Origin of the sequence: Pectobacterium sp. CHL-2024, assembly GCF_044751765.1 — a bacterium.
Classification (GTDB): domain Bacteria; phylum Pseudomonadota; class Gammaproteobacteria; order Enterobacterales; family Enterobacteriaceae; genus Pectobacterium; species Pectobacterium brasiliense.
In genome coordinates this window covers 56,513-73,829 of record NZ_JBIXKO010000010.1, presented here as the reverse complement: position 1 = coordinate 73,829, position 17,317 = coordinate 56,513, and the positions used below count along the sequence as shown (strand labels likewise).

Genomic DNA, 17,317 nt, shown 5'->3' with positions numbered 1-17,317 from the left:
GGGCTTATTTTTATTAATTTGACGGTATTTGGGTAAAAGGATGATTTCACCTGGCATGCCTCGAATAACACACGGCAAAATCCGGCTTCTGACTTATTTCCCCGTCGCACTGCTGCTGTTGCAGTGCTGGTCGTCCACGGCATTGGGGCAAACCATCTCGTTTAATCAGGCCTGGGCCCGCCTGTTGCAGAGCGATGACAGCATTGCCGCTGAACACGCTGGGGTCGATCGCGCGCAGTTCCTGAAGGAATCCGCCAAAGGGCTCTATTGGCCGCAGGTCAACGTGGGCGCAAGCTATACGCGCCTCGACAAACCTGTCGAGCTGGACGCTCGCGACTTAAACCCGCTGTCGAACCACCGGGACATCTTCGCCGCGCTTAATCAGCTGATTAATACCAGTGGCAATCCCTTCGTCACCCGCTTCACAGAACAAAATGTGGTCACCAGCTCCGTTCAGGTCGTCTGGCCGTTATTCACCGGAGGCCGGATTGATGCGGCTCAGTCGATTCGTGCCGCGCAGGTCAATGAGGCAGAGCAAAGGCTGATCGTCCGCACGCTGGCGCAGTTTGAGGCGCTAGCACAGACTTACTACGGCGTGGTGATGGCGCATCAGGTAATGAAGACGCGTCAGGATATCGAGAAAGGCATGGCACAACACTACGAACACGCCCGCAAGCTGGAAGCACAGGGCCAAATCGCCCGAGTCGAAGTGCTGTCTGCCCAATCGGCTTATGACATGGCGCGTATCGAAACGCAAAAGGCACGGCGGAGCCTGGAGACCACCGAAATGGTCTTCGCCAAGCTCATCAAAACCGAAGGCGCAACGCCTTCCTCTCCGCTGTTCGTCAACAAAGCGCTTCCCGAACTGCCTGCGCTGGTGAAGCAAACGCTCAATACCCATCCCGGCCTAAAAGTGCTCTCTGCCAAGCGCGATCAGGCCAAGGATCTTATCCGTATTGAACGCGCCAAATACGCTCCTGACGTATTCCTATTCGGCAACTATCAGCTCTATGAGCAGGACACGCTGGCCGCCAGAACGACGCCAGACTGGATGGTGGGCGTCGGCGTTTCCGTCCCGCTCATCAGCCGCGAAGGCCGTTCCGACAACATCGCCGCCGCGAAAAGCGCAGAAATGCAGGTTAACTATCTGGAAGCCGATATGCGCCAGAACCTTGAAATAGTCGTCGAGAGTACGTGGCGAGAGGCTCGACTGGCGCTGGAAGAGTTCAATTCTCTGTCCTCAACGGAAAAACTGGCCGAAGAGAACGTCCAGCTACGTAATAAGGCGTTTACGCAGGGCATGTCTACCTCACTGGACGTCGTGGATGCGCTAAACCAACTCGCTGGAGCCAAAACACAGCGCGCCTCTGCGGCCTATCGTTACGTGGTGTCCATCGCCAGATTGATGGCGATTTCCGGCCAGATAAACCGCTTCTCTGATTACCAGACCCAATACGCTATACAGGTGACGCCATGACACAGCCCCAGCGCCCTTCACGTGCAAAACGCAAATGGCTCCTTCAGGCCGTTCTGTTGATTGTGATTGTCTGGATAGCCTATCGCTTCTGGCTCGCCTATCAGCCCGAACCGATACGGCTTCAAGGGCAAATCGAAGCACAGCAGTATTCGGTGTCATCAAAAGTAGCTGGCCGTATCGCAGAGGTGCAGGTACAAAAAGGCCAGCAGCTTGACGTCGGCGATCTCGTCTTCACGCTCCTGACGCCAGAACTGGACGCGAAGCTGGAACAGGCAAAAGCGGGTGAAGCCGCAGCAGGAGCGGTGGCGCTGGAAGCCAAAAAAGGCGCACGTGAACAGCAGATCGCCGCCGCCAAAGATCAGTGGCAAAAAGCCAAAGCCGGTTCCGAACTCAGTCATAAGACCTATCTGCGCGTGCAGAATCTCTATCAGGAAGGCGTGCTGCCGCTGCAAAAACGGGATGAAGCTAAAGCCTCATGGGATGCCGCGCGCTATACCGAAGGAATGGCGTGGCAGGAATATCAAATGGCGCTGGAAGGCACGCGGAAAGAAACCCAGGCAGCGGCAGAGGAAAAAGTCCGTATGGCCGCCGGTTCCGTCGCCGAGGTGGAAGCCTATCTGGCAGAGGCGCGCGTCGTCAGTCCGCACACTGGTGAGGTTAGCAATGTGCTGCTGCGCAGCGGCGAAATTGCGCCACAGGGTTTTCCCGTGGTCACGCTGTTGGACATGAGCGACATCTGGATCCAACTGGCGGTACGCGAGGATCTGCTTGAACGCTTTGCGATGGGCACCGAATTTGAAGCGCGTATCCCAGCGCTGAACAACCAGATATTCCGGTTTAAGGTGTCTTACGTTTCCGTCATGGGTGACTTCGCCACGTGGCGGGCAACGGACACCCGACAAGGATTCGATATGCGGACGTTCGAAGTGGAGGCGCGTCCGATTCAACCGATTAGCGGGCTGCGTGTCGGCATGAGCGCACTGGTAGAAATGTGATGATGCGCGAATGGAGAGCGCTGTGGCGCGACCGCTGGGGAATGGCTTTAGCGCTCTGGCTGCCGCTTGTCACCATGCTGATTACCTGGTGGACGCTATCAGGGGCGATTGTGCGCGAACTCCCCATTGGTCTGGTCGATCTGGATAACAGCACGATGTCGCGCCAGTTTGCCAGAGAGCTGCATGCTTCGCCGTCTTTCAACCTGAACCATCAATTCTCGACAGTGACGGAAGGCTCAGCCTCGTTACGCGGCGGCGAGATCTACGCACTGGTGGTCATCCCACGCCACTTTGAGCGCGACATCCGACTGGGAACCTTACCCACCATCACAGCCTGGAATAACGGGCAGTTTGTGCTGATTGCAAAGGTCATCAACAGCTCGCTGGCGCAGGTCGCGGGGACGTTCAACGGGCAGATCGCCGTGGTGCAGGCGCTGGCTCAAGGTGCGGCCGTTCCCGAAGCTAAAGGGCTAGCGATGCCGATTGGTGGACAGATTACTGCGCTGTTTAACCAAAATTCCAACTACGCCCAGTTTTTGCTGAACGCGATTATCCCCTCGATCTGGTCGATTCTGCTCGCGCTATACGGCCTGAATACGCTGGCTCGGGAGGATCGGCACGGGGCACATTGGGTGCCGGAAAACCGCGCCGCCATCGGCGCTAAATTCCTGACGCACTGGCTGATCGGCTGGGCATGGGGTGGCGTCTGGAGCTATGCGCTGTATAGCTTGCTTGATTACCCGCTTAACGGCTCAGCGCTGTTGCTATTTGTCTCGATTGGCGTGACCGCTGGTGCCTGCGTCGCACTGGGTATGGCTTTCTATGCGCTGATCCGCGATCCGGCACGCGCCGTTTCCATTGTCGGGGCGCTAATGGCTCCCGGGCTGGCATTTATGGGCATCACCTTTCCGGCGGCAGCGATGGAGACATTCGCCACGTTCTGGCGACAATTGCTGCCCGTCGCGCACTATGGCGATATCGCGATTGCCATCACCAGCTACGGTGCAGGACTCATTCAGATCGCGCCCGCATTGGCAGCGCTCGCCCTATTCTGGCTGCTGCTACCGCTTACACTGTGGCGCTACCGTCCCCGTGGCAAGGAGGTAGCATGCTGACCCTCACCACCCTCATCCGGTTTGAGCTGCGCAGCTTACTGCGCGATCCGACAATCTTGCTCACCCTGTTCGGCGGGATTCTGCTCTATTCCTTTCTCTATCCGCGCCCTTACCTCGCCCAGACGCCGCGCGAACTGCCAGTGGTGCTGGTTGATGAAGATGGCACTCAGCTCTCACGGCGTCTGGCGTTTATGGCCGATTCCACGCCGGAGGTACGGCTGGTGGCGCAGCGCAACACGCTGGATGAAGCCAAAGCGCTGCTTCTGCACGGCGAAGCAAAAGGGATCCTCTACATTCCACGCCACTTCTATCGCGATATCATGCAGGGAAAAAGCGTCACGGTCAGTTACTCGGCGGATGCCAGCTACTTCCTGATCTACGGCGCAATCGCGCAGTCTCTGGCAACCGTCGGCGGTACCGCGGGCGCACAGGTAAAAGTCACCCGGCTGCTGGCTCAGGGGGAAGGCATACCCGCCGCCAGCTCACAGTGGCAGGCAACCTCTTTGAATGTCGTGCCGGTATTTAACCCCACCATGGGCTACGTCGATTACGTGGTTCCCGGTGTCTTCATGTTGATCCTGCACCAGATTTTGCTGATGGGATGCGGGCTGCTCGGTGCCGGACAAAATCAGCGCACGCGGTCTGGCGAGGTTCGCTACTGGCAATCCGCGACACCGTGGCGTTTGCTGCTGGCCCGTACACTGGTCATTGGCGGAGCCTATCTGCTCTCGCTACTCTACATGCTCGGTTTTTGTCTCGATGCCTACGGCATTGCACGCGAAGCCAGCATGAGCCAACTGCTGCTGTTTGCGCTGCCCTTTCTGCTCTCGACGCTATGGCTCGGTGTGGTGTTGGGGGCGGCTTTTACGCGCAAAGATCTCCCCAGTCAGGCGGTGCTGCTGTCTTCCATTCCGATAGTGTTTCTTTCTGGCTTCATCTGGCCCGTTGAAATGATTCCCGCGCCTCTGAACTGGCTGGCGCAGTGGGTACCCGCGGTCTTCACGATTCAGGGAATATTGCGTCTTAATCAGATGGGGGCTGACTTTGCCCAAATCGGCGCATTGTGGTGGCATTTGTGGATGCTGGCCGCGTTGTACGGCCTGTTGGCGTGGGGCATGCTAGGGTATCGGCAACAGCAGTACCGCCGGGAAAATCAGGCCACACGTCGATGGCTGGCACGCGATTGATAAACAGAACAAGTAACCGATAGCGAGAGAATAACGTCCCGGCAGCCGCACCGGGACGTTGAGGTAAAAGCACCGCTTAGTGTTTTTTCGCGTCAGCGTGCAAATTTCTCAGTACGAAAGGAACCGAGTCACGCAGTGAAACATTCATGGTTCCAGTGTGATCTAGCCCTTTATATTCATGCATCTCAACCGACGTTCCTGCTTTAGCCACGTCACGCGCGAATACGCGCTGCATAATGGTGGGCACATCAATATCCTGCGTGCCGGTTCCAATGAATACCGGATGGGCGATTTTTAGGGTGCTATAGCGCAAACTTGGCGTCTGACTTTCCAGTAATCCCTGTGTTGCAGGCTTCAGGCTATTGCCCGCATTCAGGCCATCATCCATCACTTTTTTCGTTAATTCGTCGATACACATTTCACGCGCGGCGGACACATCAGCAGCGGCTTTCGGCGTAAAATAATCATCAACATTCAGCCCTTTTGTCGTGTCGGCAGCGGACAGATAGATGTACATCGCATAGGGAATCTTAGGATCGCCACCCTCTTTCACCCCTGCATCCCCGGCAAAAATTGCCGCAGCAGAGGTCTTATCGTCAAAATAAGGTACGCCGGTCAGCACCGTTGAGACAATATGCAGATCCGGCGCATAGTCAGGCTGGTAGCCTGCGCTCGCAAAGGCCGCATGTGCCCCTTGCGACTGCCCCACAAGGGTCAACTGATTGCGTAGCGGGAATGCATTAAGCGCAGCTTTCACGCTGTCCAACACACTCCACGCTTCTCCACGCGCATTGAGGTAGTGATGCAAACCGGCAGACCCGAGCCCCGCATAGTCCGGCGCCACGATGGCAAACCCCAGAGACAGCCACGTATTCAGATACTGCCCATCACGCCCTGAATGCGGATTAAGAGAAGGGGCACAGGTTGTTTGCACGCCCACCGTCCCATGCGTCCATACCACGACAGGCCAGCCCCCTTTTGGCGTTTCGCCTTTCGGGATGAAAACGGCAGCGGTATCTTCCCGTGGGCTTTTTCCATCCACACCACTCAACGAACGGTATCGAATCAGATACTGTTCTGCCGCCTCCTGTAAGCCATTTTTCGCATCCAGCGTCGTTTTTTCTACTAACGAGCCAGGAGACGTTGTTTCTGCCGAGGAAAGCAGAGGGATCATACCAACGGATATAATGAGAAATAACGTCAGGAGTTTTCGCAGCATCTGAGGAAAATAGAACATGACATCTCTCCAGGGTGATTGAATTCACATTCCCCTAGAAGATAGCTCAGTTATTCATTACCAATTAATTCAATAAATCACTAATTGCTAGCAATAGAAGACCCTTCATACGATAGGAGGCGGCCTCAAGCCACACCATGCAATAATGCTCTCGGAGGCCGCAACTAAGAAGCGTGTTATTCGTCAAAGAACCAATATCCTTGATTAACCAACCCGGTTAATTCAACCACAAATGCCGGATTTTTCAGCGCCGCACCCAGCTCTTTTTTACCGAGAACGGTGTAACGACACAGCGCATCCGCCGCTTTCGGATCGACCGTGTCCAGCCGTTCGCTGTTGATGAAGTAGCTACCGCCGACTTCAAGAACGCGCAGTCCACTCAGACGCGTCAACACACCGCCGTCCATCAACGCCCACACAACCTCATCCGGCTTGTAGGGCGGTTCTGCCGGCGCGATATCCAGCTCGTGGCGCGGTGTCGTCACAAAGCGACCGAACCACGCTTTCAGCGCTTCTGGCTGATTAATCACGTCGATCATCATCTCGCGCAGACGGTCAAACTCATAGTCCTCAACCCGCCCCGGATGTTCCCGACAGGTCAAATCAGGATCGCTGTAGTGCTCACCGCCGAGATCGTTCTCCAGCACGTAGTCAGCAAAGCTGCTGATTAAGTCTCTGCCGTTCGGTCCACGGAACCCCACGGAGTAGTTAAGTGCGGTTTCATGCGTGAAGCCATCGTGCGGGAAGCCTGGTGGAATATAGAGAATATCGCCCGGCTCAAGATCCTCATCAATGATCGGTGGGAAAGGATCGACATGCAGCAACGCAGGATGCGAGCAAAACTGACGCATCGGCAGCTTGTCACCAACACGCCAACGGCGGCTGCCCATCCCCTGAATGATGAAGACATCGTACTGATCGATATGCGGACCCACGCCGCCGCCCGGTACGGAAAAGGAGATCATCAGGTCATCTAAACGCCAGTCCGGCAACACGCGGAACGGGCTCACGAGTTCAGCAGACGGCGCATGCCAGTGGTTCACCGCCTGAGCCAGCAGCGACCAGCCGGTTTCACCCAGATTATCAAAATGCTCAAACGGCCCGTTGCTGGCCTGCCACTGACCATTTTTATGGCTGACCAAACGGCTATCGACCTCCGGCTCCATCGCCAGACCCGCCAGCTCATCCGGCGTAATCGGATCGATGAAATTCGGGAAAGCATTCTTCAATACAACAGGTTGTTTTTGCCAGTATTTTTCTAAGAATTCGGGCCAATTAAGGTTAAGTTGGTAAGCCATGCGTCCACACCAGTGAGAAGAGAAACGGGCCTGATTATAAAGAAGGGGCTACCAGCGCTACCTTGTCATTGGTCAATGGGCGGATGTTCAGCGGGGTAAAAAGTAGAGTAGTGGCGAATCTTGCGTCACTCGCCAGCCAGAAAATGCAGCAAATAACCCGATGCAACAGCGTTTGTAAGCTTAAGCAAACAATGGTGTATTGGATTGACTTATCTCAAATTTTAGAGGTTGCCAAGTAAGATTAATCTTATTAACATCCTTTATATAAGCTATATTGGCTTTCATTTTCAATCAGATCAATCTACTTACATCGATAGCGTTGCTGCCCAAATGATAAGAATAACAAGGACTGTTGAACAATCATCGAACTTACAATGGCAGATGACATGCTATTCCGCGATGCTTTCCGCCGTTGAACCACATTTATCGCTGGCCCACAGAAATATATTTGCACGCCCAGTACAAGCCGATGATGGTGCTATCGAATGGTATAGCGAGATGAATGGTCAGCCGATACGGTTGACGGATCTGCCCGCACCAGAAAGGGGGCGAGCAGAAGCGCTGTTAAAACAAAAACAGCAAATAATCAGTGAGTTAAAGGATAAATTAGCTCAAGACAGTCGTGTACCTGAAGATGTGCTGCGGCTGCTGACTTTTGCCAGCCAGCAGCCTGCTGATTCAAGCATTTGGGTGATTGGTGGTCAGCCTGTCATGACGGAGCTGTCGCCCCCTCCAGTGACGATAGCTCCCCCAGTAGTCACACCTCGCCGTATCTGGTGGCCGTGGCTACTGCTGTTATTATTGCTGGTCGTATTGGCTCTGTTCTTATTGCGTGGCTGCCTGCCAGTGACGCCGACGGAACCGTTACAACAAGCAGAACCCGTCACACCAACGGAACCTGTTAAGCAGGCAGAACCTGTCACGCCAACAGAGCCTGTTAAGCAAGCAGAACCCGTACAACCACCCGAACCGTTAACACCGGCGGAACCTGTACAACCCCAAAAACCCGTGCCACCCAAAAAAGTCATACCGCCAACACCTCCGCTATCCACTAAGGCACTTTGTCCGGCACAGCGTACCGTTCAGCAGGCTCCAGAAGTGGTGGTTGTTCTTGATGCATCCGGTTCAATGGCAGTCAGTATGGATGCCACGCAGGATGAGATAGATCTTTGGGTGGCAAGCTTGACACTCCTCGGGAACGTTGAACGTGAACCGCGCCGGATCAGCCTCGCACGCCGTTCAACAAGTAATATTATTGATAAATTACCCAACGATATGAATATCAGCCTGGTGGCCGCAGCCGATTGCCGTCAGGTCAGCGTCTCTGGGCCATTCCCGCCATCGCGGCGTACAGAATTGAAAAACCGGATCAATCGCATTGAACCGCTAGGCAAAACGGCTCTGGCAGAAGCATTGGTACATGCTGGTAAACTGGTCGATGGTGTCAATCGTGATGCGATCATCCTGCTCGTCACCGATGGAGAGGAAACCTGTGGCGGCGATCCGTGTGCAGTCGCTAAACAACTGAAAAAAAGCAAACCTCGGCTACAAATCAATGTTGTTGATATCCTCAGTACAGGCGCAGGAAATTGCATTGCCGCCAATACTGGCGGTAGTGTTTTTGCCGTGAACAATACTCAGGAGTTCAGCAATATCATGAATAAGGCCATGAAAGAGTATATTCCTGAAGGGTGTGAATAGCAGGGCTGAGTCCTCATAGCAACGGAAGCGTCGTCGCAAAGAAAACAATTCAGTGCCAAAGAACACATCTATTCCAATCAGTGGGATAGATGTGTTCTACCTGAACGATACCAATGAAACATCGATAGTTTTTTAGCATAGAGGCTAATCAACTTACTCGTACGCGGCATTTTTAACGATCTCGAACAGATTATATCGCGTCTTTTTACTTTTTTATTAACACAAGCAAAGGCCTGCAAACGTGAAAGAGATGTTTCTGTGTAGTGATAAGCTCGATAAATATCAGTCCATGGGCGAAAACGGACAAGCGGTGCATATTTCAGCATTGCAGCTTCGTGAAACACTGCGTTTGCGAAAACAGCACGTTATAGCGGATACCCTCGCTATCCCCCAAATCAATGAGCATGGCAATCGCATCGATTGGTATGCGCCATTTTCGGGTGACATCATTCCATGGTCTGCCGCTACCGACAGTGAACGTCAGGCCGCGCTAAGCCAGCTAGAAGTCAGTCAGGCAGCATTGCGCCAGCTAAGCGAAGAGCAGCGTCGAAATACTCAACCAGAACAGCGGTTATTCGGCCAATTATTGGAAAAAGCGTTACAGTTTCCCGATCAGCAGCACGTCTGGCTCGTGGCTGGAAAACCTGTGATCAGTTTCTGGGGATTCGTGAACGCTCAGCAGCAATCCAGACTCGACCCGCTGGACTGCTTACGTACTGCGGCACCATTAATTCCGGCTACAACAATTCCGGCTACAACCACAGCCGCTACGGTAAGCATGCCCTCTGCTACGACGGATGCTGGCATTAACGCTTCGGCTCCCCCTGCTCGGCACAATGCACGGCGGCGACTACCTGTCTGGCTGTCCTGGTTACTACCATTGCTGCTGCTTCTATTACTGGCACTGCTTCTGCTGCGCGGTTGTGTTCCGGGCATCACGATTCCCCTCCCCAGCTTCAGCATGAAGGGACCCGAGTTACCGGCAATAAACCTGAATAAACCAGAACTGCCAACGGCTTCCACGACGATGGAAGGTACAAGCCTGACTATGACAGCATCCAGTATCAGTTCAGTCAGTGGCGAAATATCTACAGCGATATCTGCCAATACTGACTCAGGGAAGCTAAATATCCCTCAGTTAGGAACACCATTAGCGGAAGGTACACTATCGGAAGGTACACCACCGACACAGGCTCCAACTGCCGCACTTGATCCCTCTCTTTCGGCCGCTTCCGGAACCGTAAATACGACGACAGGAACTCAAACGCCGCTGAGCCTGCCACAGGAGGCACTTGCACAAGGCAATACGGCTTTTCTGAACGGACGCTGGCATGCCGGCGCGGGTATTCAGGATGGGCGCACGGGTAAGCCTCTGAGCCTAAGCTACCAGATCAAAGGTGGCAAAGGTGAAGTACGGATGGTGCGTGGTGATGGCGTCTCTTGCAAAGGGGTAATTAATGCACTGACGCGTTCAGGTCAGCTCACCATTAATAACCAAGGTGAAGCCCAGTGCACCGATGGATCGGTTTATCAGATGCCAGAAATCCTCTGCACGCCTGGCGCGAAAAATATCGCGGATTGTAAAGGCCGTTACGATGCCAATACTCTTTTCCCTATCTCGATGAAGCAGGAGGCAAGTAACTAAATGCTGGCTGAAATCACTGATTTTAAAAAACAGGTCAAACTCATTCGTGACAGCGGGATCCAATTTCTTGATTTTGCTTTTACGCTACCTCCACGCAAAGAGTACGGTGAATTTCTACGCCAACAAGGTGACGGCCCTATTCTGCGACTGGCCTATAACGAGCGCGAAGATAGATACCACATTCCGACGCAGGATAACGAAGCGCCACGTTCCGTCGAGTCCGAGTATTCTCTGGCAATTGAAGACTCATTACGGCTGTATCAGGGAATTTGGTTCCCTCTCCCCTTTTTCCGTTTCAACCCGCCACGCGCCTTTTCACAAGGGCCAGCAAACTGGGCCCGCGTTCAATTTCATGAACTGGCCGAGCCGGACGATAAAGGCAACACCTGGCGTGCCATCCTGACTTTTGATACCAAAATTTTCCCCGATCGCACCAATACCCAGTATCTGGCTCCCAGTGAAGATGACGTGCGTTCTGGTGCGGGTTTTGCGTTGGCCAAACACGTGCACGAAATGGGCGACTTTCTTTCCCAGCAATGGGTAGAGGAGTGGTTGAAGGATGTCTACACCACTCAGGCTCAGGAGCGGTTACGCCAACACTATGAAGACAATGAAGAAAAACTGGCGCTTAAAGAACATCAGGCGCATTACCTGAATCTTCTCAGTGTACTGGCCGACACCATTCACATCCCGGAAGTACAGGTTAACGACGTCAAAATTCGCGATACGGCAATCCCGGTCGATTTGGTGCTAGATATTGGTAACTCACGAAGTTGCGGCATCCTTATTGAAGAGCATCGTGATGATAACAAGGGATTATCACAACTCTATCAGTTGCAGTTGCGCGATCTCAGTCAACCCCAGTATGTCTATAATGAACCGTTTGACAGCCGTCTGGAGTTTGCTCAGGCGGAATTTGGTAAGCAGGATTTCTCTCTAAAGAGTGGGCGTAGCGATGCCTTTACCTGGCCGACAATCGGTCGAGTTGGCGGTGAAGCATTTCGCATGGCGGCCCAACGTCTTGGTACCGAAGGCTCAACGGGCATTTCCAGTCCGAAGCGATACCTCTGGGACGATCAATCCTATTCGCCAGGCTGGCGATTCAGTCAGGCCTTCGTGAAATCAGATCGTGAACCGCTGGCGACTGCCGCTCCCTTGCTCTACATGCTTAACGATCAGGGCAAATTATTGATCCGTGTTCCCGAAGATGAACGGATGCCCGTATTTTCACCGATCTACAGCCGCAGTTCGCTAATGACCATGATGCTGTCAGAAGTGCTGAGTCAGGCGCTAATGCAAATTAACAGCCCAGCACAACGGTTGAAAATGAACCATGCCAGCACGCCACGTCGGTTGCGTAATGTCATTATGACCGTACCACCAGCCATGCCAAAACCCGAGCGCGCCATTTTCGAACAAAGCATGCACGATGCGATTCGTCTGGTGTGGAAATCTCTCGGCTGGGAAGCGATGGAATATGAAGGCAACGATCCGCAGCAATTGAAGCATCCCCACCCGGGCGTACATGTCAAATGGGATGAGGCGACCTGTGGGCAACTTGTCTACCTGTATAACGAGACACAAAATTATTTTGGTGGGCGCACCGACGAATTTTTTGCCGCCACCCGTCGCCCAGATAACCAGATATCAGGAACGGAAAAACGCAGCCTGAAAGTTGCCTCGATCGATATTGGTGGAGGAACAACAGACCTGGTGATTTCCCGCTATACCCTGGATGAAGGCCAGGGTATTAACGTACGCATCATCCCCAAACAGCTATTCCGTGAAGGGTTTAAAGTCGCGGGAGACGATATTCTGCTCGATGTCATCCGCCTTTATCTGCAGCCAGCGGTAAAAGCCGCGATGATGAAAGTAGGACACAGCGATATTGCGTCCGAATCAATCATGTCACAACTGTTTGGCAGCGAATCGATTGAGGCAGGCAAGCAGGTATTGCGCCAGCAATTGACGTTGCAAATTTTCGCGCCGTTGGCATTGGCGATTTTACACCGCTACGAAGAATATCAGCCGGATGAAGGACGTGAACTTCTGAGTTACACGTTCCGTGAACTGCTGGAGATAAACGTACCGACGCAAAAAGTGCAGGGCTATGTGAACGATGCTGTTCGCTCTGGACAGTCTGATAACAGTCTCCCGTTCTCGATCCTTGATGTTCCGTTAGAAGTCGATTTATCCCAACTGCACAACGAATTTATCAATCCGCGTAGTGGTCGGATGAACATTTGTCACAGCCTACGTGCGCTATGTGAAGTCCTGTGGCATTACAACTGCGATATCTTGTTGCTGACCGGTCGTCCATCACGCTTGCCCGGTATTCAAGCACTGATCCGCCAGCTACAACCCGTGCCACCGTCACGCGTTCTTCCACTACATGGGTATGAAACTGGCGGCTGGTATCCGTTTAACAAAAAGGGATGCATTGATGATCCCAAATCTACCGCCGTCGTGGGAGCCATGCTCTGTCTGCTGGCAGAAAACTCCAGGCTGAATAATTTTTACTTCCGTACAGCAAATTTTGTGCCCTATTCCACCATTCGCTATCTGGGCATGTTAGACGGTAACAATGTCATTAAAGACAGTAACGTCTTTTACCGCGATATCGATCTGGATGCCGATAACTTCCAGCTTAATCAAACTCAAGGGTTTGAGTCTCGTGGTGAAGTCCGTATTGGTTTCCGACAGCTTGATAATGAGCGCTGGCCTGCATCGGCACTGTACACCTTGAAGATAACCAACCCCAATCTTGCCAGTGAACTCGCAGGCGATGCGGTTATGCGTCTGCAGTTGCTGGCCGAGCAAGGACGCCCCCGCAATGGTGAAGAGGCCGTCAGCCCAGAACGATTCCGCATTGAATCGTTGGAGATGGAGAATGCACGCCGTAACTACAGCCGAAAAGATGTGGCATTCCAATTGAACACTATGGTCGGTAACGGTATGGGAGAAACCCATTACTGGCTGGATAGCGGGAGCGTTAAAAGCTAATGAATACCATCAATTCCAAGCAAATTATTCAGGGCTGGCACAATGTTGAAGCTGGCGCAGAGCAGGCGATTGACTGGATCGCGGCCGTACGTGAAGACGCTCAGAATCTGGATAAGGAAGCCGATCACCTAACGCTTAGCCTACGTCGCAGCCGTAACAAAGCCCGCAGGCTGGCGCAGGCGGCGGCGAAACCGATGACGGTGGGTTTCTTTGGTTTATCACAAGCAGGTAAATCCTATTTGATCTCCGCACTGGCGGCAGGCGAAAACGGTAACTTGGAGACAGAACTTGCCGGTAAACAGCTTGATTTCCTGAAGCACATCAATCCACCAGGTGGAGGGAAAGAAGCCACGGGATTAGTCACGCGTTTCAGCAGACGCACCGCTAACACGCCTGAACATAAACACGTTTCCCTTCTCCTCTTCAGTGAAGTAGAGATGGGGAAAATCCTGGCTAATGCGTTTATCTATGATTTTAATCAGGAAAAATTTAACTGGCAGTATGATGAAAAGCGAACCCACAACCTGCTGATCGCACTGTCAAAGCGCCGCTGTTCCTCTCGGGTTCCTGGCGTAACAGAAGATGATGTTGTATCGCTGTGGGACTACCTCAGTCGTCATGCAGGAAAGAGCCAAAGCCGTTTGGCATTGCATTATTGGCCTCAGGCGATTGTGCTGGCCCCCTGGCTGACGCCGAACGATCGCGGGCTGCTTTTTTCTGTTCTATGGGGCGAAATACCGGAGCTAACCGAAGCCTACACCCAGTTTGCGCAGACGTTGCAACGCGTGGGCGGCGCGCATGAAGTTTGGGCTCCGCTACACGCGCTAGTACAGGAAAAAGATGGCTTACTCGTTCAGCACGACAGCATTATGAACGTTGATATGCTGGAACGTCTGAATAAAGAACCTGATGTCCGTATTGAAGTCACGCCTGTGAAGGATGGCCAAGCGGGTACGTCCGTTGACATCTCTCTGGCAGAGTTGGCCGTTCTGACGGTTGAGCTGCATATTCCGTTGCTCGCGCCTCCTCGTGAATCTCTCTTTGAATCGGTGGATCTACTCGATTTCCCTGGTTATCGCGGTCGTCTGGGCGTTGAGTCGATGGATGACATACGTCGGGAAGTGAAAAGTGAAGACAGTAACCCGCTTGCGCAGTTAATCCTTCGCGGGAAAGTCGCCTATCTCTTTGAGCGATATACTGAAAATCAGGACATGAACGTATTAGTTGTTTGCACCGCGTCTACCAAACAGTCTGATGTAAAAGAAGTTGGTGATATACTGAATGAGTGGATCAACTATACGCAGGGCGCAGACCCAGAGGCACGCGGACGCCGATTGCCCGGTTTAATATGGGCGCTCACCATGTTTGATTTGCGCATCAGCCAAGGGCTATCCCATGACGAAGCCATTCTTCGTCAGTCCTGGGGACTTGGAGGGATGATCAAAATGGCGATAACGGAGCGCTTTGGTAAATATCAATGGCTGCAGGAGTGGCAGCCGGGACAGGCATTCAACAACACGTTTCTAGTACGTAAACCTGGCCAGATAACCCCGTTCATCCACATAGAGAACGAGAAAGAAAACGCCATTCGCGAAGAAAGCAAAGCGCAGCTGGCGCTGATGCGAAAAACCTTCCTGGAGGATGGTGCCGTTACGCGCTATATCGCCAACCCGGAAGCCGCCTGGGACGCCATGCTCAACCTGAATGACGGGGGGATGCGCCGGATGGCCGATTACCTCTCTCAAGTCGCTCGCCCAGAAGTGAAGATGGAGCGCATTGCAGAGCAGTTACAGGATATGCGCGATGAACTGGTAGAAAGGGGATTAGGGAAATGGTATCAGCCCGAAGGTGAAGAAGAAGTTGCGAAAAAAAATCTCATCGCTCAAGAGATTCTCGCCGCACTGAAAAAACGTAATGGCATGCACGGTGAGCTATTAGCACGCCTTGTCCCCACACGGCGATCCCTACAGGAGCTTTACCTACAGCAAATTTCGGTGGAAACGGAGGACGTTGCTGAGGAAGAGGCCGACTTTTTTGATATCGGCGTTGACGATGCCTTTGGTCTCGATACCCCCGTAGCGGCAGTGCATAGTCATGAAACCACCTTTGCTCGCCAGGCATTGCAGCTTTGGATTAACCATCTACGCGACCTGCCAGATACGCCAGCAATGTCGAACTACATCAATCTGCCAAGGCCAATCATCGTGCAACTGGTAGATGAACTGATCACGGGTTTATTACGGCTGAAGCTAGAAGATGCGCTGGTTGGCGTAATGGCCAACACCGAGCAGGCAGGCGTTCGCCGCGAACGTATGGTCGAACGTCAGGTATCACGCGTACTGCACGTGATGAGCAATTTTGTCACCTGGCTTGGTTATTTGACTGTCCCTGAGGCAAAACGCCCCGTTCGCCCCAACATGCCGGATCAAGCCATTTTCACCCGCCCGACGCAATGCGACAGCGTACAGTGGATGGATGACGAGCGTCTCACATGCCTGACACCGCAACAGCTTAACTACAGTGCCATTTTTATTATCGATTGGCTGATCGGTCTGGAGGCGTTGATCGCTGAGAACGCAGGCCATTCAGTGGGTCGGGAGATCAGCGTGGCACAAAATGAAAAACTCGGCGCAATCATTCACCGTATTAAAACTGCACAGGAGTAACCTGACGTGATCAAACCAGAACTAAAACCCTTAACACCTGTCCAGCCTGGCTATGCACTGCTGCTGTTACGGGCATGGAAAGGGGCTGAGGAAGGTGTCACGATCTCGGTGTTACGTAATCAGGACCATCTTTATCTCGGTAACAACGGGCAGTGGAGTAGCGGTGAAGTTTTTTTAACCCTGTCGCCTCTGGCGCAGTACGACGATGTACCTGGCGTGCAGGTTGGCCCCACGTTTCTCGACCCGCTGCTGGCAAACCGCCAAGCTGCTTACAGGATTACGGTTAAAGATATCGCCACAAGTGATATTGGCGTACTCACCATCACCGATGGTCTGCTGAGTTCTCAGGCAAGCGGTGAAAATAATCCATTAGCGGCTGTCCAGCCAGTGGAAGAAGCGCCCGTTCAGGAAATGTCCATCCCTGAACCACAGCCAGAACCTACTCCGGAGCCTCCTGCGCCAGTACCGCAACCTCAGGTACGAACCGATGCATCCAGCGATAAGCCCAAGTCCGGTAAAACGGGTGTACTGATCGCCATCGTGATCCCCATCCTGATATTGCTTGCCGCCGCAGCGTGGTGGTTTACTCGCAGCCCAACGCCTGCGGTGGCAACCACTACCGCCCCCTCCGTCGCCAAAGTTAGTGGGCCTTGTGGTGATGATCAGATGAAAAACAGCGATGAACTGGAATTTGTCAAAGGTTGCCTGCGCAGCCAACCGAGCAGTGCCCAACTGATTGACGTTATTAGCAAAGCCAAAGCAGATAAGCGTTGCGACATTGCCCAACGTTTATACGCTTACAAAGCGCAGTCGGGAGATACGCAAATGGCAATGCGCTACGCCCAGGAATACGATCCGCAAACGGCGAAAGCCGGCGGTTGTTTCAGCCCTGATGCACAGACAGCAGCCTACTGGTATGAAACCATCGTCAATAAAGATCCGCAAAACAACGATGCTAAAGCCCGCTTAGCCGCGCTGAAAAAATAGGATAAA

General features: G+C 53.1%; 11 protein-coding genes. 9 read left to right on the top strand and 2 right to left on the bottom strand.

What is annotated here, in order from left to right; all coding sequences use genetic code 11:
- Positions 1 to 55: 55 nt before the first annotated feature.
- Genes ACIPUG_RS15220 through ACIPUG_RS15205 form a run of 4 tightly spaced genes read left to right on the top strand, consistent with a single transcriptional unit; the run spans position 56 to position 4,774 of the window.
- A complete protein-coding gene (locus tag ACIPUG_RS15220; protein ID WP_400339049.1) occupies positions 56 to 1,477 on the top strand; it encodes a TolC family protein in 1,422 nt (473 codons plus the stop codon).
- The gene (locus ACIPUG_RS15215; RefSeq protein WP_039517517.1) at positions 1,474 to 2,472 is read left to right on the top strand and encodes an HlyD family secretion protein; all 999 of its coding nucleotides are present in this window, start codon (positions 1,474 to 1,476) and stop codon (positions 2,470 to 2,472) included. The genes ACIPUG_RS15220 and ACIPUG_RS15215 overlap by 4 nt, the downstream gene beginning before the upstream one ends.
- The gene (locus ACIPUG_RS15210) at positions 2,472 to 3,587 is read left to right on the top strand and encodes an ABC transporter permease (protein WP_400339046.1); all 1,116 of its coding nucleotides are present in this window, start codon (positions 2,472 to 2,474) and stop codon (positions 3,585 to 3,587) included. Before ACIPUG_RS15215 ends, ACIPUG_RS15210 begins: the two co-directional genes overlap by 1 nt.
- A complete protein-coding gene (locus ACIPUG_RS15205; RefSeq protein WP_400339043.1) occupies positions 3,581 to 4,774 on the top strand; it encodes an ABC transporter permease in 1,194 nt (397 codons plus the stop codon). The genes ACIPUG_RS15210 and ACIPUG_RS15205 overlap by 7 nt, the downstream gene beginning before the upstream one ends.
- A gap of 76 nt (positions 4,775 to 4,850) precedes the next feature.
- On the opposite strand, the gene ACIPUG_RS15200 is transcribed toward ACIPUG_RS15205, so the two are convergent.
- Both ACIPUG_RS15200 and ACIPUG_RS15195 read right to left on the bottom strand, forming a co-directional pair.
- On the bottom strand, positions 4,851 to 6,011 hold the full coding sequence (locus ACIPUG_RS15200; RefSeq protein WP_400339041.1) for a lipase family protein: 1,161 nt from the start codon (positions 6,009 to 6,011) through the stop codon (positions 4,851 to 4,853).
- Positions 6,012 to 6,187: 176 nt separating this feature from the next.
- Positions 6,188 to 7,309 carry a JmjC domain-containing protein gene (locus ACIPUG_RS15195; RefSeq protein WP_400339038.1) on the bottom strand — a complete coding sequence of 374 codons (1,122 nt, stop codon included), beginning with the start codon at positions 7,307 to 7,309 and terminating at the stop codon, positions 6,188 to 6,190.
- A gap of 228 nt (positions 7,310 to 7,537) precedes the next feature.
- On the opposite strand from ACIPUG_RS15195, the gene ACIPUG_RS15190 reads away from it, so the two are divergent.
- From ACIPUG_RS15190 to ACIPUG_RS15170, 5 genes are all read left to right on the top strand, one after another.
- Entirely contained in the window at positions 7,538 to 9,010 is a 1,473-nt protein-coding gene (locus ACIPUG_RS15190; protein WP_235208417.1) for a VWA domain-containing protein, read from the top strand.
- A 250-nt stretch (positions 9,011 to 9,260) separates the two neighbouring features.
- Positions 9,261 to 10,655, top strand: a complete 1,395-nt coding sequence (locus tag ACIPUG_RS15185) for an SrfA family protein (protein WP_400339134.1) — start codon at positions 9,261 to 9,263, stop codon at positions 10,653 to 10,655.
- Positions 10,656 to 13,658, top strand: coding sequence for a virulence factor SrfB (locus tag ACIPUG_RS15180; RefSeq protein ID WP_400339037.1), 3,003 nt, complete (start codon positions 10,656 to 10,658; stop codon positions 13,656 to 13,658).
- Complete coding sequence (locus tag ACIPUG_RS15175; RefSeq protein ID WP_400339036.1) at positions 13,658 to 16,324, top strand: putative virulence factor; 2,667 nt, start codon at positions 13,658 to 13,660, stop codon at positions 16,322 to 16,324. The genes ACIPUG_RS15180 and ACIPUG_RS15175 overlap by 1 nt, the downstream gene beginning before the upstream one ends.
- Before the next feature lie 6 nt (positions 16,325 to 16,330).
- The gene (locus ACIPUG_RS15170; protein ID WP_400339034.1) at positions 16,331 to 17,311 is read left to right on the top strand and encodes a hypothetical protein; all 981 of its coding nucleotides are present in this window, start codon (positions 16,331 to 16,333) and stop codon (positions 17,309 to 17,311) included.
- Positions 17,312 to 17,317 lie beyond the last annotated feature (6 nt).

Bases quoted from the DNA above. Each gene is read 5' to 3' on its own strand.
- ACIPUG_RS15215 (WP_039517517.1), top strand. From the start codon at position 1,474: ATGACACAGCCCCAGCGCCCTTCACGTGCAAAACGCAAATGGCTCCTT.
- ACIPUG_RS15195 (WP_400339038.1), bottom strand. From the start codon at position 7,309: ATGGCTTACCAACTTAACCTTAATTGGCCCGAATTCTTAGAAAAATAC.
- ACIPUG_RS15200 (WP_400339041.1), bottom strand. From the start codon at position 6,011: ATGTTCTATTTTCCTCAGATGCTGCGAAAACTCCTGACGTTATTTCTC.
- ACIPUG_RS15185 (WP_400339134.1), top strand. From the start codon at position 9,261: ATGTTTCTGTGTAGTGATAAGCTCGATAAATATCAGTCCATGGGCGAA.
- ACIPUG_RS15205 (WP_400339043.1), top strand. From the start codon at position 3,581: ATGCTGACCCTCACCACCCTCATCCGGTTTGAGCTGCGCAGCTTACTG.
- ACIPUG_RS15210 (WP_400339046.1), top strand. From the start codon at position 2,472: ATGATGCGCGAATGGAGAGCGCTGTGGCGCGACCGCTGGGGAATGGCT.
- ACIPUG_RS15180 (WP_400339037.1), top strand. From the start codon at position 10,656: ATGCTGGCTGAAATCACTGATTTTAAAAAACAGGTCAAACTCATTCGT.
- ACIPUG_RS15220 (WP_400339049.1), top strand. From the start codon at position 56: ATGCCTCGAATAACACACGGCAAAATCCGGCTTCTGACTTATTTCCCC.
- ACIPUG_RS15175 (WP_400339036.1), top strand. From the start codon at position 13,658: ATGAATACCATCAATTCCAAGCAAATTATTCAGGGCTGGCACAATGTT.